General features: G+C 63.4%; 21 protein-coding genes. 11 read left to right on the top strand and 10 right to left on the bottom strand.

Annotated features, from left to right (window positions below; all coding sequences use genetic code 11):
- Nucleotides 1-46 precede the first annotated feature (46 nt).
- The 6 genes from GXH28_RS12020 to GXH28_RS11995 all read left to right on the top strand — a co-directional run bounded on the left by GXH28_RS12020 (nucleotide 47) and on the right by GXH28_RS11995 (nucleotide 7,439).
- Complete coding sequence (locus GXH28_RS12020; protein WP_169239276.1) at nucleotides 47-457, top strand: YccF domain-containing protein; 411 nt, start codon at nucleotides 47-49, stop codon at nucleotides 455-457.
- Between the two features lie 144 nt (nucleotides 458-601).
- Nucleotides 602-904, top strand: coding sequence for an FmdB family zinc ribbon protein (locus GXH28_RS12015; protein WP_169239275.1), 303 nt, complete (start codon nucleotides 602-604; stop codon nucleotides 902-904).
- 96 nt (nucleotides 905-1,000) lie between these two features.
- A complete protein-coding gene (locus GXH28_RS12010) occupies nucleotides 1,001-2,368 on the top strand; it encodes a TrpB-like pyridoxal phosphate-dependent enzyme (RefSeq protein ID WP_169239274.1) in 1,368 nt (455 codons plus the stop codon).
- A gap of 100 nt (nucleotides 2,369-2,468) precedes the next feature.
- Nucleotides 2,469-3,329 carry a DUF72 domain-containing protein gene (locus GXH28_RS12005; RefSeq protein ID WP_169239273.1) on the top strand — a complete coding sequence of 287 codons (861 nt, stop codon included), beginning with the start codon at nucleotides 2,469-2,471 and terminating at the stop codon, nucleotides 3,327-3,329.
- A 430-nt stretch (nucleotides 3,330-3,759) separates the two neighbouring features.
- Nucleotides 3,760-5,652, top strand: coding sequence for a threonine--tRNA ligase (thrS, locus tag GXH28_RS12000; RefSeq protein WP_169239272.1), 1,893 nt, complete (start codon nucleotides 3,760-3,762; stop codon nucleotides 5,650-5,652).
- A 65-nt stretch (nucleotides 5,653-5,717) separates the two neighbouring features.
- Complete coding sequence (locus GXH28_RS11995) at nucleotides 5,718-7,439, top strand: bifunctional sulfate adenylyltransferase/adenylylsulfate kinase (RefSeq protein WP_169239271.1); 1,722 nt, start codon at nucleotides 5,718-5,720, stop codon at nucleotides 7,437-7,439.
- Nucleotides 7,440-7,443: 4 nt separating this feature from the next.
- Here the strand turns inward: GXH28_RS11995 and GXH28_RS11990 are convergent, their stop codons facing one another.
- From GXH28_RS11990 to GXH28_RS11975, 4 genes are all read right to left on the bottom strand, one after another.
- Entirely contained in the window at nucleotides 7,444-8,538 is a 1,095-nt protein-coding gene (locus GXH28_RS11990; protein WP_169239270.1) for a mandelate racemase/muconate lactonizing enzyme family protein, read from the bottom strand.
- 265 nt (nucleotides 8,539-8,803) lie between these two features.
- On the bottom strand, nucleotides 8,804-9,952 hold the full coding sequence (arsB, locus tag GXH28_RS11985) for an ACR3 family arsenite efflux transporter (protein WP_169239269.1): 1,149 nt from the start codon (nucleotides 9,950-9,952) through the stop codon (nucleotides 8,804-8,806).
- A gap of 88 nt (nucleotides 9,953-10,040) precedes the next feature.
- Nucleotides 10,041-10,445 (bottom strand): arsenate reductase ArsC, encoded by a 405-nt coding sequence (locus GXH28_RS11980; RefSeq protein WP_169239268.1) that lies wholly within the window; start codon nucleotides 10,443-10,445, stop codon nucleotides 10,041-10,043.
- A gap of 28 nt (nucleotides 10,446-10,473) precedes the next feature.
- Nucleotides 10,474-10,860: an ArsR/SmtB family transcription factor gene (locus tag GXH28_RS11975; RefSeq protein WP_169239267.1), complete on the bottom strand. Its 387-nt coding sequence runs from the start codon at nucleotides 10,858-10,860 to the stop codon at nucleotides 10,474-10,476.
- Nucleotides 10,861-10,937: 77 nt separating this feature from the next.
- Between GXH28_RS11975 and GXH28_RS11970 the strand changes: the two genes are divergently transcribed.
- From GXH28_RS11970 to GXH28_RS11955, 4 genes are all read left to right on the top strand, one after another.
- A complete protein-coding gene (locus GXH28_RS11970) occupies nucleotides 10,938-11,705 on the top strand; it encodes a sugar phosphate isomerase/epimerase family protein (RefSeq protein WP_169239266.1) in 768 nt (255 codons plus the stop codon).
- Nucleotides 11,706-11,978: 273 nt separating this feature from the next.
- Nucleotides 11,979-13,190 carry a Gfo/Idh/MocA family protein gene (locus GXH28_RS11965; protein ID WP_169239265.1) on the top strand — a complete coding sequence of 404 codons (1,212 nt, stop codon included), beginning with the start codon at nucleotides 11,979-11,981 and terminating at the stop codon, nucleotides 13,188-13,190.
- Nucleotides 13,187-14,251 (top strand): 2-hydroxyacid dehydrogenase, encoded by a 1,065-nt coding sequence (locus GXH28_RS11960; RefSeq protein ID WP_169239264.1) that lies wholly within the window; start codon nucleotides 13,187-13,189, stop codon nucleotides 14,249-14,251. The genes GXH28_RS11965 and GXH28_RS11960 overlap by 4 nt, the downstream gene beginning before the upstream one ends.
- A 39-nt stretch (nucleotides 14,252-14,290) precedes the next feature.
- The gene (locus GXH28_RS11955) at nucleotides 14,291-15,316 is read left to right on the top strand and encodes an LLM class flavin-dependent oxidoreductase (RefSeq protein ID WP_169239263.1); all 1,026 of its coding nucleotides are present in this window, start codon (nucleotides 14,291-14,293) and stop codon (nucleotides 15,314-15,316) included.
- 8 nt (nucleotides 15,317-15,324) lie between these two features.
- Here the strand turns inward: GXH28_RS11955 and GXH28_RS11950 are convergent, their stop codons facing one another.
- Both GXH28_RS11950 and GXH28_RS11945 read right to left on the bottom strand, forming a co-directional pair.
- Nucleotides 15,325-16,113 (bottom strand): DUF2085 domain-containing protein, encoded by a 789-nt coding sequence (locus tag GXH28_RS11950; RefSeq protein WP_169239262.1) that lies wholly within the window; start codon nucleotides 16,111-16,113, stop codon nucleotides 15,325-15,327.
- A 3-nt stretch (nucleotides 16,114-16,116) separates the two neighbouring features.
- A complete protein-coding gene (locus GXH28_RS11945; protein ID WP_169239261.1) occupies nucleotides 16,117-17,760 on the bottom strand; it encodes a hypothetical protein in 1,644 nt (547 codons plus the stop codon).
- A gap of 131 nt (nucleotides 17,761-17,891) precedes the next feature.
- Here GXH28_RS11945 and rpsT point away from each other — a divergent pair, with 131 nt between their 5' ends.
- A complete protein-coding gene (rpsT, locus tag GXH28_RS11940; RefSeq protein ID WP_169239260.1) occupies nucleotides 17,892-18,179 on the top strand; it encodes a 30S ribosomal protein S20 in 288 nt (95 codons plus the stop codon).
- A gap of 158 nt (nucleotides 18,180-18,337) precedes the next feature.
- Here the strand turns inward: rpsT and GXH28_RS11935 are convergent, their stop codons facing one another.
- From GXH28_RS11935 to GXH28_RS11920, 4 genes are all read right to left on the bottom strand, one after another.
- Nucleotides 18,338-20,416, bottom strand: coding sequence for a heavy metal translocating P-type ATPase (locus GXH28_RS11935; protein ID WP_169239259.1), 2,079 nt, complete (start codon nucleotides 20,414-20,416; stop codon nucleotides 18,338-18,340).
- 4 nt (nucleotides 20,417-20,420) lie between these two features.
- Complete coding sequence (locus GXH28_RS11930; RefSeq protein WP_169239258.1) at nucleotides 20,421-21,104, bottom strand: metal-dependent transcriptional regulator; 684 nt, start codon at nucleotides 21,102-21,104, stop codon at nucleotides 20,421-20,423.
- Nucleotides 21,105-21,224: 120 nt separating this feature from the next.
- Entirely contained in the window at nucleotides 21,225-22,382 is a 1,158-nt protein-coding gene (locus GXH28_RS11925) for a mandelate racemase/muconate lactonizing enzyme family protein (RefSeq protein ID WP_169239257.1), read from the bottom strand.
- Between the two features lie 83 nt (nucleotides 22,383-22,465).
- Nucleotides 22,466-23,583, bottom strand: a 1,118-nt coding sequence (locus tag GXH28_RS11920) for a CapA family protein (protein WP_169239256.1), incomplete at its 5' end; no start/stop codon positions are given.

Here is a 23,583-nt window from a genome sequence, read left to right as displayed (position 1 = left end):
GCAACCAAAGGCTGAACATGGGTGATCGGGAGTGGAGGATAGCAACATGGCTCGACCCGTCGTGTACGAGCAGACCAACCGCCCGGGTTGTGTGCTGCAAATTCTCTGGTTTGCATTCGTCGGGTGGTGGCTGGGCGCGCTCTGGGTCGTTGTGGCCTGGGTGTTGTGCCTCACCATCGTCGGCCTGCCGCTGGGCGCAGCGATGCTGAACCACGTGCCACAGATCATGGCGCTGCGCGGCCGGCGGCTGGTGCAGGTATCACCCCAGGGTTGGGTAAGCGATGCGCCGCAGGTCAATTTCTTCATCCGCGCCATCTACTTTGTGTTGATCGGATGGTGGGTGAGCGCCCTCTGGATTGTGGTGGCCTACGCGTTGTGCATGACGATCATCGGCCTGCCATTCGGCTTTTGGATGTTCGACCGGGTGCCGGCGCTTGTCACGCTCAAGCGCGCGTGAGCGCAACCGATCCGAACCAGTCGGGCCGTTCATGGTTGAGGCGCACTTCGAGCGGGTAGGCACGGGCGTGCCCTGCCACTCCCCCTGCCCCGCCCCTGCAGATATAGCAGCCCGACCGGCATGACCCGCTATAATCCGAGCGCTATGCCCGTGTATCAGTACGCTTGTCCCGATTGCGGCTTCGAATTTGAGAAGCAGCAGAAGTTCACCGATGAACCGATCAAGCGCTGCCCGAAATGCGGCAAACGCAGCGTCTATCGCGTGGTGAGCCAGGTGGCCGTCACGTTCAAGGGCAGCGGCTGGTATATCACCGACAGCAAGAGCGACAAGGCCAAGCATTCGGTAGAGACGAAGCACAGCGAGACCGAGTCAAGCTCGACCGACGGCAAGGCGGAGTCAGAGTCCAAAGCGCCCGCCAAGCCCCAATCCAAGGCCGAAAAAACATAGCGCCTGCTATGGGAGGCACTGGTCTTCTCAACAGAAGCCAGTGCCTCGTTGAGCAGCAGAGTTGCGCGCCCTGCGTTCTCTGCTAAAACTCGGCGCATGGCCGATCAAACGAAGTTCCTCCTCGCTGAGAGCGACATTCCCACTGCCTGGTACAACATTCAAGCCGATCTGCCGTTCGAGCTGCCGCCGGTACTGCACCCCGGCACCAAACGGCCGGTCGGCCCGGACGACCTCGCGCCGCTCTTTCCCATGGCGCTCATCCAGCAAGAGGTATCGCGTGAACGGTGGGTGGAGATCCCCGAGCCGGTGCGCGATGTATACAGGCTCTGGCGCCCGACGCCGCTGTATCGCGCACATCGCCTGGAGAAGGCGCTACAGACGCCGGCGAAGATCTTCTACAAATACGAAGGCGTCAGCCCGGCCGGCAGTCACAAGCCCAACACGGCTGTCGCCCAGGCTTTCTACAACAAGGAAGCCGGCACCAAGCGCATCACCACCGAAACCGGCGCCGGCCAGTGGGGCAGCGCGCTGGCGTTGGCCTGTCAACTCTTCAACATCGAGCTGAAGGTGTACATGGTCAAGGTGAGCTACGAGCAGAAGCCCTACCGGCGCGCGTTGATGGAGACCTGGGGCGCGAAAGTCGTCGCTTCGCCCAGCGAGGACACCAACGCCGGGCGCGCCATTCTGGCCAGGGACCCGAACAACACCGGTTCGCTCGGCATTGCCATTAGCGAAGCTGTGGAGGATGCCGTGACCCACCCGACGCCGACGAAATACGCGCTCGGCTCGGTGCTCAACCACGTGTTGATGCATCAGAGCGTGATCGGGCTGGAGGCCAAGCGACAACTGGAGATGGCCGGCGTGTATCCCGATGTGTTAGTCGGCTGTGTCGGCGGCGGCAGCAACTTCGCCGGCTTCTCTTATCCGTTCATCGGCGACAAGCTGACCGGCCAAGCGCCCAACCTGCGCGTGATCGCCATCGAGCCGGCAGCGGCGCCTTCGCTCACCCGTGGCGTGTACGCCTACGATTTCGGCGACACCAGCATGATGACCCCCCTGCTGAAGATGTACACGCTTGGCCATAGCTTCATCCCCGCGCCGATCCACGCCGGCGGCTTGCGCTATCACGGCATGGCGTCGAGCGTATGCGAGCTGTACCGGCATGGGGTGATTGAAGCGCGCGCAGTGCAGCAGCGCGCCACGTTCGAGGCCGGCGTGCTCTTCGCGCGCACAGAAGGCATCCTGCCCGCGCCGGAGGCTGCCCACGCCGTTCGCGGCGCGATCGACGAGGCGATCCGCTGCCGCGAGGAAGGCGTCAGCCGGGTGATCGCTTTCAACCTGTGCGGCCACGGCCACTTCGACCTATCGGCCTATGAGCGTTACTTGGCCGGCAAGATCGAGGACTACGAGTTGCCGCAGAGCGAGATCGAACGCGCACAAGCGGAACTTCCGGTGGTTGCGTAGCCTGCGCCCATGGGGAGCGACGGCGACAGGCCGCTCCCAGCGCGTAGGTGCATCGCGCGCGTGCGCCCAGGGCATCATCTGCCCCTTGTGAGCGTTGCCTATGGCGTTGTACTTGGGTTGCCCGATGTGGGGGTTGAAGACGTGGGTGGGCCACTTCTTCCCGAAAGGCACGAAGCCGAAGGACTTCCTGGCGACGTATAGCCGGCGCCTGAACGCGGTGGAGGGCAACACCACGTTCTACGCGCTGCCGGATGCGGACACCATCGCGCGCTGGCGCGACGCCACGCCACCTGGATTCCAGTTCTGCCTCAAGGTCCCGCGGTCCATTAGCCATCACAAGCGGTTGCGCCGATGCGAGGCCGACACCGCCGCATTTGCCGACCGCCTGCGCTTGCTGGGCGAGCGCCGAGGGCCCGCTTTCTTGCAATTGCCGCCGTCGTTCGATGCAGCACATCTGGACGCGCTCAGCGCTTGGCTGGCCGCCTGGCCGGCCGATCTGCAACTTGCTGTCGAGCCGCGCCACGCCGACTTTTTCGGCGTGGCCGAGGCCGATTTTGATGCGTTGTTGCGGCAATCTGGCGTGGCCCGCTGTACCTTCGACACAGCACCTTTATTCAGCGCACCACCATCCAGTCCGGAAGTAGCAGAGGCCCAAGCACGCAAGCCGCGTTTGCCCATGCGCGCCACACGCACGGCGGCGTTCGCCTTCGTGCGCTATGTCGGGCACCCCGACTTGGCGGCAAACCGGGCCTGGTTGGCCGAGTGGGCCTCTCGTGTGGCGAATTGGCTCGCCGGCGATGAGGACGTCTACTTCCTCTGCCATCACCCGGATGACACCTACGCGCCTGTGCTTGCTCGCCTCTTTTACGATTTCGTCAGGGAACGATTGCGCACATTACCGCCGCTGCCAGATTGGGGCGACGGCAATCTGGCCGCCCAGCCGGGCCTATTCAGAGCGTGAAGGCGCAAACGAACGAATTCGAGACGACCTCATCTATCCCCAAAAGGGGCTTCAGGGGTATTTAGAGATAATCATCTGCTCGACGATTGAGGGGGCGCGTATAATTGCCGTCGCAGTAGGCTAAAGCGACGAGCGGAACATGCACTGCGCAGCGCAGCTCTCAGCGAGCCATCGTCAGGTGTGAGTGATGGCAGCCGGCGGCGCAGCAGCACCCTCCGCGAGCGTTGGCCGAGCCAGCAAGGCCAGCCGGGATTCGCCCGTTAGCGCGACCGATGAGCGGCTCGCTCGCAGTCAGTCGGCTGCATGGACGACTAACGCGGACGGCCAGAAGGTGGGTGGAACCGCGAGACCGAACGCCTCTCGCCCCATGGCAGGCCAGAGGCGTTTTCGTTTGGGCGCGCCGTGCTGAACCCAAATCGCTAGAGCAACGATGGACATTTCACCAGCAGTGAACTCGCCTTCAGAAGAAAGGATCGCTTACGGCAAAGGCAAATCCATGCCCTTGTCGCTCTACAAGCTGCGCCACTCGCTGGCGCACGTGCTGGCGCAAGCAGTGACCGAACTCTTCCCCGAAGCCAAGCCGACCATCGGCCCGCCGGTAGAGAACGGTTTCTACTACGACTTCTACGTGCCCAATCCGTTCACGCCCGAAGACCTGGCGCGGATCGAAGCGCGCATGCGCGAGATCGTGAACAAGCATGTGGACTTCACGCGTCGCGAAGTGAGCGAGGCCGAGGCCCGCGAGCTGTTCAAGTCCAACCCATTCAAGCTGGAGCTGATTGACGGTCTGGCGCAAGGGATGGCGGATGAGATGGGCGAGAAAACCGATGACCGGCTTTCGCCGTCTGACTCAGCCGGGGGCAGTCGCGGGGCACAGGTGATCACCGTCTACACCCAGGACACCTTCACCGACCTGTGCCGCGGGCCACACGTGGAGAACACGCGCCAGATCAACCCGAACGCCTTCAAGCTCTCGCAGAGCAGCGGCGCATACTGGCGCGGCGACGAGCGCCGGCCGATGCTGCAGCGCATCTATGGCTTGGCCTTTTACACGCCGGAAGAGCTGCAGGCGTACCTGCGCATGCAGGAAGAGGCGCGTAAGCGCGACCACCGCAAGCTGGGCGCGGAACTGGAGATCTTCCTCTTTGACGATGAAGTCGGTCCGGGCCTGCCGCTGTGGCTGCCCAATGGCGGCGCCATCATCGAACAGCTCGAAGCGCTGGCCAAAAAGATGGAAGAAGAAGCCGGCTACGAGCGCGTGAAGACGCCGCACGTGACCAAAGAAGACCTCTTCCTACGCAGCGGCCATCTGCCGTATTACGCCGAGAGCATGTACCCGCCCATGGTGCTGGAGGACGGTCAGAAATACTACCTAAAGCCAATGAACTGCCCGTTCCACCACAAAATCTATGCCGCCAAGCCGCGCAGCTACCGCGACCTGCCGCTCCGATTGGCGGAGTACGGGACATGCTATCGCTACGAACAGAGCGGCGAGCTGTTCGGCTTGATGCGCGTGCGCTCTATGCAGATGAACGATGCGCACATTTACTGCAGCGAAGAGCAATTCGAGAGCGAATTCCTCGGCGTGATCAATTTGTACTTGAAATACTTCAAGATCTTCGGCATCGAGAAGTATGTCATGCGCCTCAGCCTGCACAGCGACGAGGGTTTGGGCAAGAAGTACGTGGACCACAAGCCGCTCTGGTTGAAGACGGAGGATATGGTGCGGCGCGCTATGCGTGATGGCAACGTGCCGTTCTACGAGGCCGAGGATGAAGCCGCTTTCTACGGCCCGAAGATCGACGTGCAAATCTTCAGCGCCATCGGCCGCGAATTTACCCTGGCAACCAACCAGGTGGACTTCGCCGTGCCCCCTCGCTTCAACCTGACCTACACAGACAAGGACGGCCAGGAGAAGACGCCGTTGTGCCTGCACCGCGCCCCGTTGGGCACTCACGAGCGCTTCATCGGCTTTCTAATTGAGCATTTTGCCGGCGCCTTCCCGCTGTGGCTTGCGCCGGTTCAGGCCGTGCTCATCCCAATTGCCGATCGCCATGTGGACTACTGCCGCAGCGTGGAGAAGCAACTGCGCGCGTGCGGCATCCGCGCGCGGGTGGATGACGGCCCCGACCGCATGCAGAACAAAATCCGCAAAGCGCAAAGCGCGAAGATCCCCTACATGCTCATCGTGGGCGATAAAGAGATACAAGCAGAAGCCGTCGCAGTGCGCTTGCGCACCGGCGAGGACCTCAAGGCGATGCCGATCGGACAGTTCATCGCGCGGGCCAAAGCGCTGATCGACGCCTACAGTTTGACGCTTTGAGCGCCGGCCTATGGCGGTTCGGCAGATTAAGACGACGCCTTCATCTCCCAACAAACGATACGTTTATGGACGAATCTCAACTGATCTCACCGTATGGCGGCCGGCTGGTCAACCTCGTCGTCGAAGATGCCGACGAACGCGCGCGGTTGACCGAGCGGGCTACACATCTTCCTTCGATCCAGCTTTCGGCGCGCGCGCTGTGCGATCTGGAGTTGCTGGCCGTGGGGGGCTTCTCACCGCTCGACCGCTTCATGGGCCGCGCCGATTACGAGCGTGTGTTGCGCGAAATGCGCCTGAGCGATGGCACGCTCTTTCCAATCCCGATCACGCTGCCGGTGGACGCGGAACAGGCGCAGCTCGGCCGGCAGGTTGTGCTGCGCGACGCGCGCAACAATCCGCTGGCCATCATGCACATCGAAGAAGCGTTCACGTGGGATCCGTCGGTCGAAGCCAGCGCTGTGCTGGGGACGACCGACTCGCGCCATCCGCTTGTGTCGGAGATGGCGCGTTGGGGCAAGGTGTACATCTCCGGGCCGATTCAAGTGATCAACCTGCCCAAGGCCTACGATTTCGTCGAATTGCGGCGCACGCCGGCCCAAGTGCGCGCCGCGCTGGCTCGGATGGGGAACCGGCGGGTGGTGGCCTTTCAGACCCGCAACCCGCTGCATCGCGCACACGAGGAGCTGACCAAGCGCGCAGCGGCCAGCGTGGGGGGCAGCTTGCTCATCCATCCCGTCGTCGGCCTGACCAAGCCGGGCGACGTGGATCACTATAGCCGCGTGCGCATCTACAAGACGTTGGTGGAGAGCTACTACGACCCGCGCAGCACGCTGCTCAGCCTGTTGCCGCTGGCGATGCGCATGGCCGGCCCGCGCGAGGCGCTGTGGCATGCCATCATCCGCCGCAACTACGGCGCGACGCACTTCATCGTCGGGCGCGACCATGCCGGCCCCGGCAACGACAGCACCGGCAAGCCGTTCTATGGCCCATACGACGCGCAGGCGCTGGTGCAGCGCTACGCCGATGAGATCGGCGTGCAGATGATCCCCTTTCAGGAGCTGGTGTATTTGGAGGACCGCGATGAGTACGTCGAGCTGGACAAAGTGCCGGCCGGCGCGCGCGTTGCATCCATCTCCGGCACCCAGGTGCGCAGCGACTTCTTAGCTAAGGGCAAACCGCTGCCGACTTGGTTCACGCGAAAGGAGACGGCCGACATCCTGGCGAGCATCTACCCGCCGCGCCACAAGCAAGGCTTCTGTATATGGTTCACCGGCCTGAGCGGCGCCGGCAAGTCCACCGTCGCCGAGGCGTTGGTTTCCATGTTGATGGAGCGCGGCCGGCAGGTGACGCTGCTCGACGGCGACGTGGTGCGCACGCACTTGTCGAAGGGGCTGGGATTCAGCCGCGAGGATCGCGACACGAACATCTTGCGCATCGGCTTCGTGGCCGGCGAGGTGGTGCGCCACAACGGCGTGGCCGTGTGCGCAGCGATCAGCCCGTATCGCGCCGCGCGCGACGCCGTGCGCCGCATGATCGAAGAGATCGGCGAGGGACGCTTCATCGAGGTGTTTGTGGATACGCCGATCGAAGTCTGTGAGCAGCGCGACGCCAAAGGGATGTACGCCCGGGCGCGCCGCGGCGAGATCAAAGGCTTTACCGGCGTGGACGACCCCTACGAGCCACCGCTCAGCCCGGAGATTACGCTCGACACGGTGCATGAGTCGCCGGAACGATGCGCCGCGCGGATCATCATGCACCTGATGCAAGCCGGCTTCCTGCTTTCGTGAGTCGCTACGGACGACGAAAGCGCTGCAGCGCGTCTTCGTCCCAAACAATCCCAAAGCCGGGTCGCTCGTTGACGCACCACATGCCGGACCGGATGAGCGGCTGCTCGGCGCGCAGCAGACGAAAGCCCACCGTATCCGCCTCGGCCGGCGATTCCTCCACCCATGCCCCGCCAAGGGCAGCGACCAGCGGCGCGTGCAGGTCAGGGAAGTAATGGGGGAAGATCGTTTTGTGACTTTCGAGCGCAGGGGTGATGGCCTGCAGATAACCGGTCAGGCCCATTTGGTGCGTCACATCGGGGCGAACGATGTCCACGCCGGCGGGCGATCCAAGCGCTTGGACCGCGTCCGGCGCCGAGAGCGACTCGCCAAAGGCGACCGGCATCCCGCCGCGCTGCGCCAGTGCGATCGCCAACGACCAACGGTCGGCGGGGAAAGGGTCTTCCAAGAAGGCGATGTCGAACGGCTTGAGCGCCCGCCAGACGTCGAGCGCCTGCTTGACCGAGTCGAATGTGCCCGAAGCGTCCACGCCGATGAGGGCGTCTTTGCCCACCACCTCGCGCATGGCGCGCACGCGCTGCACGTCCAGGTCGCGATCTTCGCCGATGGGTAGCTTGAAGCCGGTGTAACCCGCGGCGGCCAGCGCCTCGGCGTCGCGGCGCACCTTGCCGACCGGGTTATCGGGTTGGTAGTAGCCGGCGATGGCGATGCACGGAACCTCGCGCTGTTCGCCGCCGAGCAGCTTCCAGATCGGCACGCCTATCAGCTTAGTGTGTAGGTCCCACAGAGCAAGGTCCACGATGGATAGCGCGCGTGCGAATGCGCCGCCCTCGCCGATCATGCGCATGGCACGTCGCGCAGCCTCCCACGTTGGGCGGATGGCGTGCGCGGGCCGGCCGACGACGAGCGGCTTGAGGTGGCGTTCGATGATCTCGACGATGCCAGCGACGCGGCCCAGACCGTAGCCGATGCCGGTCTGCCCGCCGGCCTGCGCGCGGGCGAAGACGAACTCGCGCTCGGTGATGACCCTGCCCCACACGAACAGCGGCTCCGGCAGCGGGACGACGACGCGAAAGGCCTCCAGCGACTCGACGAGGTGCATGGGCGCTATTGTGCGCTAAACCGGGAAAGGCGCAGGACGCGCCCGACTCCTCGAACAGGTCTTTGCGTGCACGCTGTCCCAGGGTGATCTCCAGATTCTCGCCCAGGCTCCCGCGCCAATCGTCCAGGCGCTCACGATTGAGCGCCTACAGCAAGATCACCTCGCGCAAGCCGGCGGATGTCAGGTCCGGCAGACATGCCGGGATGGAATCTGCGTAAGAAGAAAAGTCGGTTGGGAAAAGGGCGCAGGTGAACACCGGGCGTGCTTATTTGCGAAGCAGCGCTTCGTTCGGCGGGCAGGCCTCTTGCGCTGCAGCGACTATCGCCGGCGCGGATGCGGCCTGTGGATACCAGCGTTTCTGGAGCCAGAACGCCACATTGACCAACCCGATCATCACGGGCACTTCCACCAGCGGACCGATGACCGCGGCAAACGCCGCGCCGCTGCTGATGCCGAAGACCGCCACGGCTACCGCGATCGCCAGTTCAAAGTTGTTGCTGGCGGCGGTGAAAGAAAGCGTGGTCGTCTTGGAGTAGTCTGCGCCGAGGCGATGTCCTATAAAGAACGAGATCAGGAACATCAGCACGAAGTAGAGCAGAAGCGGGATGGCGATCCGCACGACGTCCAGCGGAATTTGCACGATGAGGTTGCCCTTGAGCGAGAACATGACCACGATCGTGAAGAGCAGGGCAACCAACGTTAGCGGGCTGACCTTGGGGACGAAGTGCTTGTAGTACCACTCCTTGCTCCTCATGCGCACCAGGATGAAGCGCGTGAGAAAGCCGGCTAGGAATGGCACGCCCAGGTAAATGAACACGCTCTCGGCGATCTGCCCCATCGTGATGTCTACCGTGACCGCCGTCAACCCGAACCAGGTGGGCAGAACCGTCAGGAAGATGTAGGCGTATGCGCTATAGAACAGCACTTGGAAGACGCTGTTGAAGGCCACCAGGCCGGCTGCGTATTCTGTGTCACCGCGCGCCAGTTCATTCCACACGATCACCATCGCGATGCAGCGCGCCAAGCCGATCATGATCAAGCCGGCCGCGTACTCTGGGTAGCCCCGCAGAAAGATCACCGCAAGCGCGAACATCAGCAGCGGGCCGATGATCCAGTTCTGGATCAGCGAAAGCGACAGCACCTTCTTGTTGCGGAAGACATCGCTCAGCTCTTCGTACTTCACCTTGGTGAACGGCGGATACATCATCAGGATCAGCCCAATCGCGATCGGGATGTTCGTCGTCCCGATCGAGACTGCGCCATTGAATCGCTCAACCTCCGTCGGAAACAGAAAGCCGATACCGACTCCCACGGCCATCGCCAGGAAAATCCACAGCGTCAGGTAACGGTCAAGGAAAGACAGTTGCTTGCGCAGGCTTTGCGCCGGCGCTTTGAGCACAACAGTTTCAGACATACATACCTCCAAACATGAGAATCTTCATTCAATCTCCAACTTGCTTCGCCGGTTGAAGACCCATCGAGGCGAACGATGATGAAGCGAATCACCCGCTGTTCTTGCGCAGTAATGGAAGAATCGCGCGTTCGATTTCGTCGCGCACTTTGCGAAATTCGGCAATGTCATCGGTCAGCGCCGGATCGGGAAAGCTGTAATGGACGCGCTTCCCCTTTCCCGGCCAGACAGGACATTCCTCCGCTGCCGAATCGCAGACGGTAATGACCAAGTCGAAGTCTGCGTTCAGAAACTCGTCTGTGTGCTTCGACCGACCCTCATGCTGAATTCCGATTTCCGCCAGCACCGCCAGCGCCTTGGGGTGGACGTAGCCAGCAGGCTTCGTCCCTGCGCTGACTGCCTCCCACGTGTCGCCGAGCCGCGCGTTGACGATTGCTTCGGCCATCTGTGAACGGCAGGAATTTCCCGTGCAAAGAAAGAGCACCTTGCGTTTCATGCGTCTTCAATGTTTGAGCTTTTTCATGTCAGGCCCTGCGACTCGGGGCGGCAGATCGCGTGTTGTGGCCCACAGTCAGCCATCGGGGCTGGATGCGGTCGGGGGCGAAGAATGAGCCGAACGCTGCGTTGAGCGCCTCAAGCGCAGCGCGATTGATGGAGTAGTAAATCCACCGCGGATCCGATTTGTCGCGCTCTGCGTCCACCAAACCAACCGAGCGCAGCTTGCTCAGGTGGTGCGAGATCAAGTTGGGCGGCATGGCCAGCGCCTCGCTGAGTTCGCAGTTGCACCGCACGCCATCCATCAACAGGCTGAAGATGCGCAGGCGGTTTGGCTCCGCTAAGACTTTGAGTCGTTCGGCTAACCATTCGAGGCTTATCGTCTCCAACTGAGCCGCAACCGAATAGTTCAACATACGTTGAATTGTATACGCATAGTAAAATCCGCCAGGTCGCATTCGATGAACCTTCGCTGACCACTTAATCCTTACCCATGCCTTCCCTTCGCTTCGCCTATAGCACCATCAACTGGGGAGAATGGTGTGACCTGAGCACGACATTCGACGACATTCGCGCAGCCGGCTGGCATGCCGTCGAACTGTTCAACCATGCGCTCGATTGGCTTGGCCCACCTCGCCGGCTGCGAGACTGGTTGGGTGACCTGCAAGTGGCCACATTCTTCGGCGCAGTCGAATTGCCTGCTTCGGAACGCGCCTTAACCGTCCACAAGCGGCGGATTGATTACGCTGCCGAGATGGGCGCGCAGGCCTACGGGCTGGTCGGCGCGACGCGCCCGCGCGCGCATCCGCCGACTGCGGACGACATCCGCGCGTTGGCGCGGGCGTGTGAGTCGCTGGCCGAATATGCGGCGGAACTCGGCCTGTGTGTCGCCTATCACCCTCACACGCGCTGCACCATCGAGAACGAAGCCGAAATTGATGCCTTGATGAACGAGACGCGCGCGCTGACGTTGTGTCTCGACGTTTCGCACATCGCGTTGGTGGGCGAGGATCCGCTGACGCACTTGCGCAAATATCGCGAACGACTCGGCTATGTGCACCTGAAGGACTGGGCGCGCGGCGAGTTCGTCGAGATGGGTCGGGGGACGCTGGGCATTGACTTCACCGCGTGCTTGAAGGAACTCGAGGGCCAAGCCTTCGGTGGTTGGTGCGTGGTCGAACACAGCGTGAGCAAGACCTCGCCGCTCGACAGTGCCAAAGCAAATGCGCTGTATCTGCGCCGCCTGGGGTATTCGGTCTAGCGGGCGAAACGCAGCGGTGCGTAAAACTGCCCTGCAGCTAAAGCTGCGGGCTACGCACAGCGAAGCCTGCTTCGCAGGCTCAAAATCAGTCCTGCAGGGACTTGGCATCGTGTAGCCCGCGACTTTAGTCGCCGGGCAGCGGCAAGTGCGAGCCGATGTTTTCAACTACTGAGTACTGAGACTCAGGATGCAAAATGTGTAGCCTCGATTGCCTGACACCCGACATTTGAACCCTGATACCCGAACTCTGACACCTGAAACCTGACACCTGCCATGACGCTCTCATTTGGACTCTTCGGCTGCGGTGTGATGGGTCAACGCCACATCAAAGGCATGGCCAAACTGCGCCAAGCCGGCTGCATGCGCTTTTCGCTGGAGGGCGTGTGCGACCTGATCCCATCCAGCGCCGAGCGCGCGGCCGACCTGGCCGCGGCCTTGCTAGGTAAGCGCCCCCGCGTGTTTGCGTCGTTCGCCGAGATGCGCGCTGCCATCCCGCTCGACGGCATCAGCATTACGACCCTGCCCGACGCGCACCTGGACCTCGGCATCGAGGCATTGCAGGCCGGCGTGCATGTGATGGTTGAGAAACCGATCGCGCTGACGGTGCGACAAGGGCGACGACTGGTTGACGCGGCGCGTCAGGCCGGACGCAAGCTGGCCGTCGCCGAGAACTACCGCCGCGACCCGATCAACCGGCTGGCCAAGGCGCTGATTGACGCCGGCGCGATTGGCCGTCCGTTCTTGGCAGTCCAAGCGTCTTCCGGCAGCGGCGAGTTCGTGGTCATCACGCCGTGGCGACACCTGCGCCGCAAGTGCGGCATCGTCGTGGACATGGGCGTGCACTACACCGACCTCTTGGAGTACTTCCTCGGCCCGATCGAGGCCGTGATGGGCATGAATGCGCTCGTGGATGCCGAGCGCAAAGGCGCCGACGGCGCGCGCTATCCCGCCGACGCCGAGGATCTCTCAGTGGGCGCGGTTCGCTTCAAATCCGGCGCGCTGGGCAACTGGATGCTGAGCATGGCCGGCCGCGGCGCGGGCTACTTCCACCGCGCGGTGTATGGCGACGGCGGCTCGCTGGTCATCCCCATGGATCGCACCGGCCAGCCCTTGCAGCTCACCGTGCGGCGCGATGGCAGCGATGTCCCGCTGAGCGAGGCGGAGCAGTTGGCGCTGGCGCCGGACTTCGTACTCGATCCGGCGACGGCGGCGCTGTTCGGCGGCGAGCGCTTGAGTAGCTATCGCATGGAGTTCGCCGATATTGACGCGAACCTGATCGCGATTGAGTACGACGACTTCGCTTCCGCCATTCTTGAGGATCGTCCGCCGGAGGTGGACGGCGTAGCCGGCCTGCGCTCACTTGCGTTGGTCTACGGCTTCCTCGAAGCCGATCGCCTGGGCCGGCCGGTCAGCTTAGAGGACTTGCTGTCCGGTAAAGCTTCCAACTATCAAGACGAACTGGAGGATGTTGTCGAGCCATCATGAACGATCACAAGCCGCTCGTCGTGGTCTGGGATGCCGTGGGCAACGTGACCTGGGGCATGCGCGGCTGGGACGAATATCCACCGCTCATCCAGGCGCAGTTCCTGCATGAAGATCCGCAGGGGCGCGCGCGTATCCAGACGATTGAAGAATTCCTCGCCCCACATGCCGTCGTCGTTCAGAAGGTGGCCAGCGCCGAAGCATTGGACGCCGTCATTGCCGACGCAGAGTTCTTTATCGCTCACAAGGTAAACGTGCCGAGCGCAGTGCTGCGCCAGGGCCGGCGCTTGCGGCTGGTGCAGCATCTCGGCCTGGACGATCGCGGCATCCCACGCGATGCAATCGCCGATTTGGGTGTGCCGTTGGCTGCCGTGCCCATGGTGAACTACCTGGCCGTGGCCGAGCATAGCTGGGCGCTGATCCTGAACCATCTCAAGCGCCTGCCGCAAACCCGACCCTACATGCAGCGCCGTGAATATGTGGATCGGTGGGGGCTGTTCCCGCCCGGCCTGCAATTGGCGCGCGACTGCACGCTCGGCCTGTTAGGCTTTGGAGAAATAGCTCGGCCGATGGCGCGCATTGCGAAAGCCTTCGACATGCGCGTGATTTTCTGGGACGTGGCGCGCTTCCCCGCCCTTGAGCAGGCTTACGGAGTGGAATGGGTGCCGTGGGACGAAGTGTTCAAACAAGCGGATATCCTCAGCGTGCACCTGGCCCTCAACGATCAGACGCACCGGATCATCGGCGAGCGCGAGATCGGGCTGATGAAACCGACGGCCTTCTTCGTCAATACGGCGCGCGGCAAGTTGGTGGATCAGCCGGCGCTGGTGCGCGCGCTCCAGGAGCGCCGGCTCGGCGGCGCCGGGCTGGACGTGTTCTACGAGGAGCCGCTGCCGGTGGACGATCCGCTACATGCGCTGCACGAAGACCTGAGCTATCACGTGACGTTGACTCCGCATGACGCCTGGCAGAGCGTCTGGACGCATGTGCGCGACTCACAGGCGATCTGGGGCAACGTGAAACGGGTGCTCAATGGCGAACCGATTGACTTTCGCGTAGCTTGAGATAGCGGCGAGCTGACCGCTCCACCGCTCACCGCGCGCATGTTGCTCAAATTCGGTTTCTGCCTACCCATCTTTGCCTGGCCGGGGGCGCGGCTGTTTCGCGCGCCGGCCTATCCCAGTCTCGACGCGGCGACGACGATGCGCCTCGGTCGCCTGGCGGACCAACTCGGCTATCACTCGCTGTGGGTCGCCGATCACCTCATGTTGGGACAAGACGAGGCGATCCTCGAAGGTTGGACGACGCTCTGTGCGTTGGCCGGCATGACCGCACGCGCCCAGCTCGGCGTCATCCACTACAACCACGCCTTCCGCCATCCAGCGTTGACGGCCAAGATGGCTGCGACGCTCGATCAGATCAGCGGCGGCCGGTATATCCACTTCATAGACTACGGCAATCAACCGCGCGAGTTCCTGGCTTACGGCTTGCACCCCGACGACGCTGTTGAGGAGCGCATCGCGCAGATGGTCGAGGGGCTAGAACTGACGCTTAAGCTCTGGTCTGCGCGCGAGCCGGTCACCTTTGCCGGGCGTTACTATGCGGTCGCCGGGGCAGTGTGCCGGCCAACGCCCGTGCAGCAGCCCCATCCGCCGGTTTGGATCGGCGAAGCGCACCCGATGCTGCTCGATGCCGCTGCGCGCTATGCCGACGCCTGGAACAGCGTGCCGGTGGGTCTCGAAGCGCTGCGGCAACGATTGGCCGAGCTGCGCGCCGCCTGCGCCCGCGTTGGCCGCGATTACGATGCCATCGAAAAGACCTACGAGGTGCAAATCCTGATCGCGTCGGATCGCGATGAGCTGCGCCGCAAGCTCGACGCGATGCTGGCGCTTATCCCGCCTGGCGAGCGACCGGCCGACGTCGTGGCGTTCGCGCGGGGCGAGGCGGCAGAGCCGCCGGCCTGGATGCGCGAAACCTGGTTGATCGGCGCGCCGGACGAAATCGAAGCGCAGATCCGCCGTTTCGCCGAATTGGGCGTGACGCACTTCATGCTGTGGTTCACGGATGCGCCGGACGAGAGCGGTATGCGCTTGTTCGCCGAGCGCGTGCTCGGCAAATCGGGCGCGTGAGGCGGCGCTCAGAACGGCGCATCGAACGGCTGGATGAGCGCCGCGCGGATGAGGTTGATCAGGCCGATCTGCGCCAGCGTGAGGATGAAACCGATGATCCCCGGCAGGACGAGTTGTCGCCACCGTTCCACGCGCCCGTGCTGTCGCATGGCCACCAGCGCGATCAAGCCATTCACCAGCGTGAGCAGTGCGAACGCGCCGAGGCCGCTGGTGAGCGCGATCGGCCCAAATAAGAAATCGGGACGCCAGAGCACAACGAGCACGACGACGACGGCGATGGCGATCAGCCGCAGCACATCCCGCCATGAGTGGACCACCGGCGTAGGGTCTGCCGTCCGCCAGATTGCCTGATTGGCCAGTGCCGTCACGTAGGCGCTGAGCGCGGCGCCCATGAATGCGCCGGTGGTTAAGCGCAGCCAGTTTTGCGGCTGGTAGAACAGCGTCCGCCCGGTCACCAGCAGCCAGTAGGAGTTGAAGCCGTCGAACGCCCAGGCGACGAAGCTTGCGGCAAAGACGTAGGCGTACGGGCGAGGCGGGAAGGCGGAAGCGCGGCTGCGCAAAGTCCACGCGAAGCCGATGACCCCGAGCAGCGCGGCGGAGAACATGCCGGTATCGCGGGCGCACACCGGCAGTTGCCGTCCAGCGACGAAGAACGACCGCGCCGGGATGCGATGGCACACGGCATTCCCAACCCAATCCAAAGCGCGCAACCCATCTGCCGGCACCACCGCAGCCAACAGCGCCAATATGGCGAAGACAGCGAGCGGAAGGACGCGCAGCGGCAACCTCTCACTCATAAGCTATGGCCCACCTGGCCGCGCGATCAGCACGGTCAGCAACACGGCGATGATTGCCCACAGCAACATGCCGTCGCCCTCCAACAGCGTGAACACCTGGCCGAACGGATGGCGCAGCCGCGCCACGGCGCCGTCCAACAGGCTGTAGAACCAACCGAGTTCCAGTGCGCCGACGAGGCGACCGCTGATTGAGCGGAGGGCAGGCCGCCAACGCGGTTCCAGCCGCCAGAGCAGGGCGCCGGCGACGATGGCGATGCCCCAACTGGCCCAGCCGAATACGCTGTTGCGCGCCAGGGCGTCGGTCAGCGAGCCAGCCATTAGCAACGCCGGGGCAATGCCAAAGATCAGGATGGGGGCCAACGCTGCCAGTCCCCCAATCGCTTCACGCGCGGCCCACACGGTCGGGCGAAGAGGATGTGCGATCAAGCGCGCCGGTCGCGCAGGCTCGTCGGCCGGGCGGACAACGAGCTTCAGCAAAACGTAGGTCATCACTGCGAAAACGACGCTCCGGACAAAGGCCAACGGCCATCCGTCTGCGCCGCGCTCCGCCCAGGTTGCGACGATGCCGGCTTGTCCGACGAACCCCACAGTGGGCAGCGAGCCGATCAGACACAGCGCGCCGGCGGCGCGCACAGCGCGCCGGACTCGCTCGGCCCATAACGGCGCATCGGCGAATCGGGGCTGGCCGATCAGCGTCGCTCCGACAAGCCAGGCGATGGTCGCGGCTGCCGTTGCGCCGGGCGTGGCCAGGACAGCGCTTGTGCAGGCGAGATACGCGCTGGATGTCGCAACGGCCGGCGCAAGCGCATCAGCCCGGTCTTCGGCCTGCAAGAGCGCGATGATGAGTGTGAGCAGCGCGCTCACGAGCGCCAGCATAGAGAACCATTCCGGCAGGCGTGTGACGCCCAGCGCCGGCAAGCGGGTCAGCGTCAGCAGACCGCCCAGCGCCCCAGCAGCCGTCTGCGGGTTGCCCCACACGTTGGATGATGCGCGAAATGGCACAAAGTTCAGCCGCAACGCGATGGCCAGCGCCAGCGTCGGCGCTGTGGAGGCGTCTAAACGGACAAGGGGGAGGTGCAGGCTGTTGCCCGCGGCAATGTGCACCGCGGTCACCAGGGTCATGAGGGCGATAGACAAGCCGTTCAGCATCAGCCCGATCAGCGCATCGCGCTCGTTGTCCTGCCGCCGCAGCGCCCAGTATGCTGTGAGCAGATCGGTGAGGCCCAGTCCGACCAGCAGCGTCACCAAGTTGTTGGCAAATGCAACGATCGTCAGCGCAGCGACGAGGAGCGCCGGTGCAACGGGGAGGCTTTCGGAGTATGTCGCAGGCAGCGGCCGTACGCTATGCAGAAAGTAGAGCGTAGTCCAGGCAATGACGATGCCGGCAGAGGGGGCGAACCCGGCTACGACCAGAGGCAGGCCGGTGAACGACACAGGCGACCAGTTCCCGACGACAGTTTCCCAATCCGCTTGTCCGAGCAGCATCCACGCCGCAATTAGCGCGGCGCCGGCTCCCGCGATGATCGGCAGCCGAGTTGGCAACGCAAGCCGCGCGGTCCGGCAACGGGGATGGGCAAAGGCGGCGGCAAGCAGAATGCCGAGCCATGGCGATGCCATGAGCGCGATCAGCAGCACAACGGGCAACACAACACCGGGAAGTGTATCACCGCTGGACGGCCTGGCCGACCCCAGGTAAAATACGAGCCGCTTGCGCGCCGACGGGAAGGCGCACAAGCCCAGCTCAAATTTTCATTCAAGCGAATCGGAGAGGGATTCCAGTGGCCAATACCGCATCGGCAAAACAGCGCATTCGGAACAGCGCGCGCAAGGCGCAGTTCAACCGTTTGCATCGCTCGCGCTCGCGCACTGCGATCAAGAAGACGCGCCTGGCGATTGCGTTGAGAGACCTTGAGCAGGCCAAAGTCGAACTGGCTAAGGCGATCAGCTATCTCGATCGCGCCGCCGGCAAGGGCGTGATTCACAAGAACAATGCCGCCCGGCGCAAGTCGCGCTTGATGAAGCTGTATAACAAAGCCGTCGCTGCGGCTGCGGCCAAGAAGTCGTGAGCGTTGAGCGCTGCTGCGTTGATCGCGCAGTCGCGCAGCGGTAAAAACAGCCAGGCCCGGAGGTTCTGCGTCCGGGCTTGGTGTTGTACTTCATCGCCGGCGGGGGAGCCACGCCGGCGCGTCAGCGTTCACCTCCCCCTCACGGCTCCACGGCGCGCTCACGACTGCTCGCGGAACCTCAAGAGGCGCAACCCGTTCAACACCACGATCACCGTGCTGCCCTCGTGTCCGACGACGCCGGTGGGGAGAGGCAGATCGAACCCCAGCGCGGCGATCACCAGCAGGATGATCACGGCGATGGCGAATGCCAGATTCTGGATGATGATGCGGCGCGCTTGTCGGCTGAGCGCGATCGCGTAAGGGATATTGCGCAGGTCGTCCGACATCAGCACGACGTCGGCGGTCTCGAGCGCCACGTCGGTGCCGGCGGCGCCCATCGCAATGCCCAAGCTCGCGCTGGCCAGCGCCGGCGCATCGTTGACCCCGTCGCCAACCATCGCCACCGTGCTCGGCTTGCCCGACCCGTCGCGCAGGCGTTTGATCTGCGCCACCTTGTCCGCCGGCAACAGGTCGGCATAGAACTCGTCCACGCCGGTCTGCTGGGCGACGGCGCGCGCTACGCGTTCGTTGTCGCCCGTGAGCATCACCGTGCGCTTGATGCCCAATTCGCGCAGTCGCTGGATGACGCTGAGGGCGCTGGGGCGGACAACGTCGGCGATGGCGATGACGCCCAGGATGTTGGCGCGCCCCTCGTTGATCTTGGCGACCAACACCGAGGTCTTGCCCTCGTCCTGCAGTTGAACCACCTGGCGCATAGCGCGCGTCATGCCGGCAACCGGATAGTCTGCGAAGTAGCGTGGGTTGCCGATGGCGATGGTCAGCCCGCCCATGAAAGCAACCCGCGCCTGCACCCCCTTGCCCGTAGTATTCACGAAATCCGTCGCTTCCGGAATGTTCAGGCCGCGATGTTTGGCGGTTTGCACAATGGCCAGCGCCAGCGGGTGCTCGGATTTGGATTCGACGGCGGCAGCCAGCGCGAGCAGGATGTTCTCTTGTTCCCTGCGGATGTGTTCAGGAACGTCTGGCAGGCATGGATCATCCGCGGCGCTATCCGCTTGCTCGTCGCAATCTGGGGCGTTGAGCGGAATGATCATCACGTCGGTGACGGTCGGCTTGCCTACCGTGAGCGTGCCGGTCTTGTCGAAGGCGACGATGTCGAGCTGGCCGGCGCGCTCCAGGTGCGCGCCGCCTTTGAAGAGGATGCCGCGACGCGCGCCATTGGCAATGGCCGAGAGAATAGCCGCCGGCGTGCTGATGATCAACGCGCAGGGCGACGCGACCACCATCACCGTGATGGCGCGGTAGAGCGACGCCTCGAACGGTGCGTTGAAGAATGCCGGCGGGACGATCATCAGCAACAGCGTGAAGAGGATCACGCCGACGGCGTACACTTGCTCGAACTTGTCCAGGAAGCGCTCGGTGGGGGCTTTTTGGCTCTGCGCCTCTTCGACCATCTGGATCAGCCGGGCGATGGTCGAGTCGCGAGCCAGTTTGGTGACCTGCACTTCCAGGCTGCCGGACTGATTGACCGTGCCGGCGAAGACCATGTCGCCGACGCGCTTGCCGACCGGCATGGACTCGCCGGTGAGTGAGGACTGATCGAGTGTGCTTTCGCCCTCCACAACGATGCCGTCCAACGGCACGCGCTCGCCGGGCCGCACCAGAATACGGTCGCCGATGGCGAGTTGTTCAATCGGCATGAGCATGGTCTCGCCATCGCGCTTGACCAGCGCTTGCTCGGGTCGTAGTTTCATCAGCGCCTGGATGGCGCTGCGGGTGCGCCCCAGGGCGTATGCTTGTAAGACGTTCGAGAGCGAAAACAGGAACAGCAACATCGCCCCCTCGAACGGCGAACCGATGACCACCGCGCCCAGCGCAGCCAGGACCATGAGCAGGTCTACGTCTATCTGGAAGTGGCGCAGAGACTCGATGCCGGCCTGCGCGCCGAAGATGCCGCCACTGACGTAAGCGACCAGGTAGAAGATCGCCGGCACCGTCGGATTCACGTCCATGTTCGACGTGAGCAGCCCGGCCATCATGGCCACGAAGGTAATCGCCACGCAGGTGGCCTCCAGTCGCAGCGGCGTGAACCAGGCGCGCACGCGCGCCCACAATGACAAGGCCACAGGGAGGCGGGCGCCCGCCGTTGTCAGCTTGGGTTGCGTCGAAGCTGCCATGCGGTTAGTTGGGTTCAATGTAAATGATCTCGGCCAGGTTTTGTCCAATGGCCACAACGCCATCCGGCGTTTCAATGCTTACCGGGCCGCTGTATGGGGCAATGCCTCGCAAAGTCACCCGCACGCCTGGCTTCAGCCCCTGCTCGCCCAGATACTTGAGCCATTCACTGTTGTCGGTGTCCACGCAGCGGATGACGCCGGTTGCGCCCGGCGCGAGTGAAAGGATTGGCATGTCGTTCACCTCGGGCAGGGTGCCGTCCTTTCTGGGGATCAGATGGCCGTGAGGACAGCGCGTGGGATATCCGAGCATCTCATCCATCCGGTCTTCCAGCGGCTCGGTGATAGCTGTTTCGAGCGCGTGCGCGTGGTCGTCTACCTCGTGCCACGCGAACCCCATCACTTGATGCAGGAACATCTCAAGCAAGCGATGGCGCCGGATGGTGCGCAGCGCCAGACGCCGACCCTCAGGAGTGAGCGTCGCGCCCTTGTAGGGTGTGAGCTGCACCAGCTTGCGTTCAGCCAATCGTTTGAGCATCACGCTCGCGCCCGATGGCGTGACGCCCAGCTTCTCCGCGATCTCGGTGGTGTTTGCGGCGTCGGATTGTTGGGTCAAGCGGTAGATGACATCCAGATAATGCAACGTCGCATCGTTAACGCCGACCGGGTCGGTATAGGTCGTTTTCGACATCTTCGAGTGTTAGAAACTTGAGATTTAACACCTGTCAAATTCTACGCGAACACAATTTAACTGTCAACTGACATTTGATGGGGTGAAGGCATGCTTTTTGGCCTGGTTTGTTGGATTGCGCTACCAGTTCTGCACGCTCCCGTCGCTCCGATACAGCTTGGGCGCTTCCCAGAACTTGAACGGTCGGCCGGCAAAGTCTTTCTCATTGAACTCGACGCCCAGACCAGGCCCATCCGGCACACGAAAGCGTGTCCCTTCCAGCTTGAGCTGGACGGGGAAGATGTTCTCGTCGTAGAAGTGCAAATCCTCGGTTGGGGAGTAGCGCACTTCGAGCGCGAAGAAGTTGGGAACGGCCGCGGCCAGGTGCACCGTAGCGGCGGTGCAGATCGGGCCGAGCGGGTTGTGCGGCATGAGGTCAATGTAGTGGGCCTCGCACCAGCCGGCCACCTTCATCGCCTCGGTGAAGCCACCGATGTTGCAAATATCTAGCCGCATGTAGTTTGTCAGGCCACCTTCGATGTAAGGCAGCGCCTGCCACTTGCTGCTGAACTCTTCGCCGATGGCCATCGGCACGTCGGTCATGCGCCGCAATTGCGCGTAGGCCTCGGGACACTCGTCGCGGATCGGCTCCTCCAGGAAATCCAGCGTGCCCCTCGGCATACGTTGGCAGAACGACGCTGCTTCGGCGACGCTCAGCCGATGGTGGTAATCCACGCCCAACACCGGCCCGCTGCCGACGGCGGCGCGCACCTGGGCGCACCATTCGGCGGTGATGCCGATGGACGCCCACGGCTCCCAGACATGGGCGTCACGCGGACCGGCATAGGCCGGCGACATACGGATGATGCGCCAACCGTGGTCGAGCAGCAGCCGGCAGCGCTCGATGAGCTGCTCGACGTTGTCCGCATCGGTGGTGGCGAAGCAGTTCACGTAGTCGCGCTGCTTGCCGCCCAGCAGTTGATAGACCGGCACGCCTAACGCTTTGCCCTTGATGTCGTAGAGCGCAATGTCTATGGCGCTCTGCGCCGCTGTCAGCACGCGGCCACCCTCGAAGTATTGCGAGCGGTAGAGCAACTGCCAGATCAATCCGATGCGCAACGGGTCTTGCCCGATCAACAGCGCGCGGTAGTGACGGAGGGCGCCTTCCACCGCCAGTTCGCGCCCGCTCAGTCCTGACTCGCCCCAGCCGTAGATGCCCTCATCGGTTTCGATCTTGACGATCAGTTGATTGCGGCTGCCCACCCAGGTGGGATAGACCTTCACGTCGGTGATCTTCATGGTAGAAGCCGGGTTAGTTTACTGTAGTGACCCAAAGTTATACCCGCTTCGCGTGAATGGTTGTGCCTCGGCGCTGCTTGACCTTACTGAAACCGGCTGACCGCGAACAGCGTGCGCAGCAGCTCGGCGCGCTCCTCCGGCGTCATCGGGCGCGGTTGCGATAGGTCCTCGATGAACGCCGTGCGCAGGTCGGCGCCGAGGTAGCGGTTGTCGTAGAACACGTGGCGATCCACCATCGTGGTCAGCGCGCCGCGCGAGAACGTCTGGTCGCCGAAGAAGATGTTGCCCGTGCCCCAGTGGATGAAGCCGTCGGCATTCACATCGAAGCCCTGCACGTGGTGCCCCTGGCTGCCGTTGACGACGACCGCGCCGGCATCGCGCAGCGCGGCGAAATCGCGCCGCTGCTGGGGGGTGGACTCGTAGAAGTAGTATTCCTCGTATTGCAGCGTGGCGATCACGTTGTAGCCTTCGGCCTTCAGTTGGCGAATGGTCTCGATCTGGTGGGTGAGGTCTTTCGGATCGTTCGGGCTGCACGGGGCCGACCCGGGCAGCCGCTCGGTGGCCCAATTTGCGCCGAAGTAATTACAGCCGATGAAAGCGATCCGGTTGCCGTTCACCGTTATCGTCAGCGGCTTCAGCGCATCGGCCAGGTCGCGCCCGCCGCCGAAATACCCCCATCCCTCCTTTTCGTACATCTCGATCGTCGGGATCAGGTGTTGATAGCCGTAGTCCCAGAGGTGGTTGCCGGTCAGCTCGATCACATCGGCGCCCACGTAGCGCAACAGCTCGATGTAGCGCGGGTCGGAGCACATCACCACGCCGGATTTGAACGAGGGCGGCGGGCAGTTTTCCCAGAACGAGACCTCATTGCTGATGTGGGTGATGTCGGCGGTGGTTAACCAGTCGCGGATTTTCTCAGCCGGATAGGTGATGCCCTTCTCTTCCATGCGCACGGCCGTGCCGCGCACGAGAGCGGTGACTCCGGTCATGGCGACGATGGCCATCTTGTTCAAGTCGCGGTTGTCGGCCGTCGGCACGGCAGCCGCAATCTCGGCGATCAGCGCCGGCTTGCCCTGCGCGCGCACGCGCAGCGTGAACGGATAGGCGCTCATGTCGGCCTCGCGCTCGAACAAGTTGACGCCGTCCACCTGAAGCAGCTTCCAGCGTCCTTCCAGCCGGTCGAAAGGCACGACGGCGAACG

It is taken from the genome of Candidatus Roseilinea sp. NK_OTU-006, from assembly GCF_012931985.1.
Lineage (GTDB): Bacteria > Chloroflexota > Anaerolineae > J036 > Brachytrichaceae > JAAFGM01.
The sequence above is the reverse complement of the archived record's forward strand: the minus strand, read 5'-3'. Positions and strand labels throughout refer to the sequence as shown.

Excerpts from the sequence above, each read along its gene's own strand:
- GXH28_RS11955 (WP_169239263.1), top strand. The coding sequence starts at position 14,291 with ATGTTGCTCAAATTCGGTTTCTGCCTACCCATCTTTGCCTGGCCGGGG.
- GXH28_RS11925 (WP_169239257.1), bottom strand. The coding sequence starts at position 22,382 with ATGAAGATCACCGACGTGAAGGTCTATCCCACCTGGGTGGGCAGCCGC.
- GXH28_RS11990 (WP_169239270.1), bottom strand. The coding sequence starts at position 8,538 with ATGCACCTCGTCGAGTCGCTGGAGGCCTTTCGCGTCGTCGTCCCGCTG.
- GXH28_RS12010 (WP_169239274.1), top strand. The coding sequence starts at position 1,001 with ATGGCCGATCAAACGAAGTTCCTCCTCGCTGAGAGCGACATTCCCACT.
- GXH28_RS11970 (WP_169239266.1), top strand. The coding sequence starts at position 10,938 with ATGCCTTCCCTTCGCTTCGCCTATAGCACCATCAACTGGGGAGAATGG.
- arsB (WP_169239269.1), bottom strand. The coding sequence starts at position 9,952 with ATGTCTGAAACTGTTGTGCTCAAAGCGCCGGCGCAAAGCCTGCGCAAG.
- GXH28_RS11980 (WP_169239268.1), bottom strand. The coding sequence starts at position 10,445 with ATGAAACGCAAGGTGCTCTTTCTTTGCACGGGAAATTCCTGCCGTTCA.
- GXH28_RS11975 (WP_169239267.1), bottom strand. The coding sequence starts at position 10,860 with ATGTTGAACTATTCGGTTGCGGCTCAGTTGGAGACGATAAGCCTCGAA.
- thrS (WP_169239272.1), top strand. The coding sequence starts at position 3,760 with ATGGACATTTCACCAGCAGTGAACTCGCCTTCAGAAGAAAGGATCGCT.
- GXH28_RS11930 (WP_169239258.1), bottom strand. The coding sequence starts at position 21,104 with ATGTCGAAAACGACCTATACCGACCCGGTCGGCGTTAACGATGCGACG.
- GXH28_RS11935 (WP_169239259.1), bottom strand. The coding sequence starts at position 20,416 with ATGGCAGCTTCGACGCAACCCAAGCTGACAACGGCGGGCGCCCGCCTC.
- GXH28_RS12020 (WP_169239276.1), top strand. The coding sequence starts at position 47 with ATGGCTCGACCCGTCGTGTACGAGCAGACCAACCGCCCGGGTTGTGTG.
- GXH28_RS11965 (WP_169239265.1), top strand. The coding sequence starts at position 11,979 with ATGACGCTCTCATTTGGACTCTTCGGCTGCGGTGTGATGGGTCAACGC.
- GXH28_RS11960 (WP_169239264.1), top strand. The coding sequence starts at position 13,187 with ATGAACGATCACAAGCCGCTCGTCGTGGTCTGGGATGCCGTGGGCAAC.
- GXH28_RS12005 (WP_169239273.1), top strand. The coding sequence starts at position 2,469 with ATGGCGTTGTACTTGGGTTGCCCGATGTGGGGGTTGAAGACGTGGGTG.
- GXH28_RS11995 (WP_169239271.1), top strand. The coding sequence starts at position 5,718 with ATGGACGAATCTCAACTGATCTCACCGTATGGCGGCCGGCTGGTCAAC.
- GXH28_RS11950 (WP_169239262.1), bottom strand. The coding sequence starts at position 16,113 with ATGAGTGAGAGGTTGCCGCTGCGCGTCCTTCCGCTCGCTGTCTTCGCC.
- GXH28_RS12015 (WP_169239275.1), top strand. The coding sequence starts at position 602 with ATGCCCGTGTATCAGTACGCTTGTCCCGATTGCGGCTTCGAATTTGAG.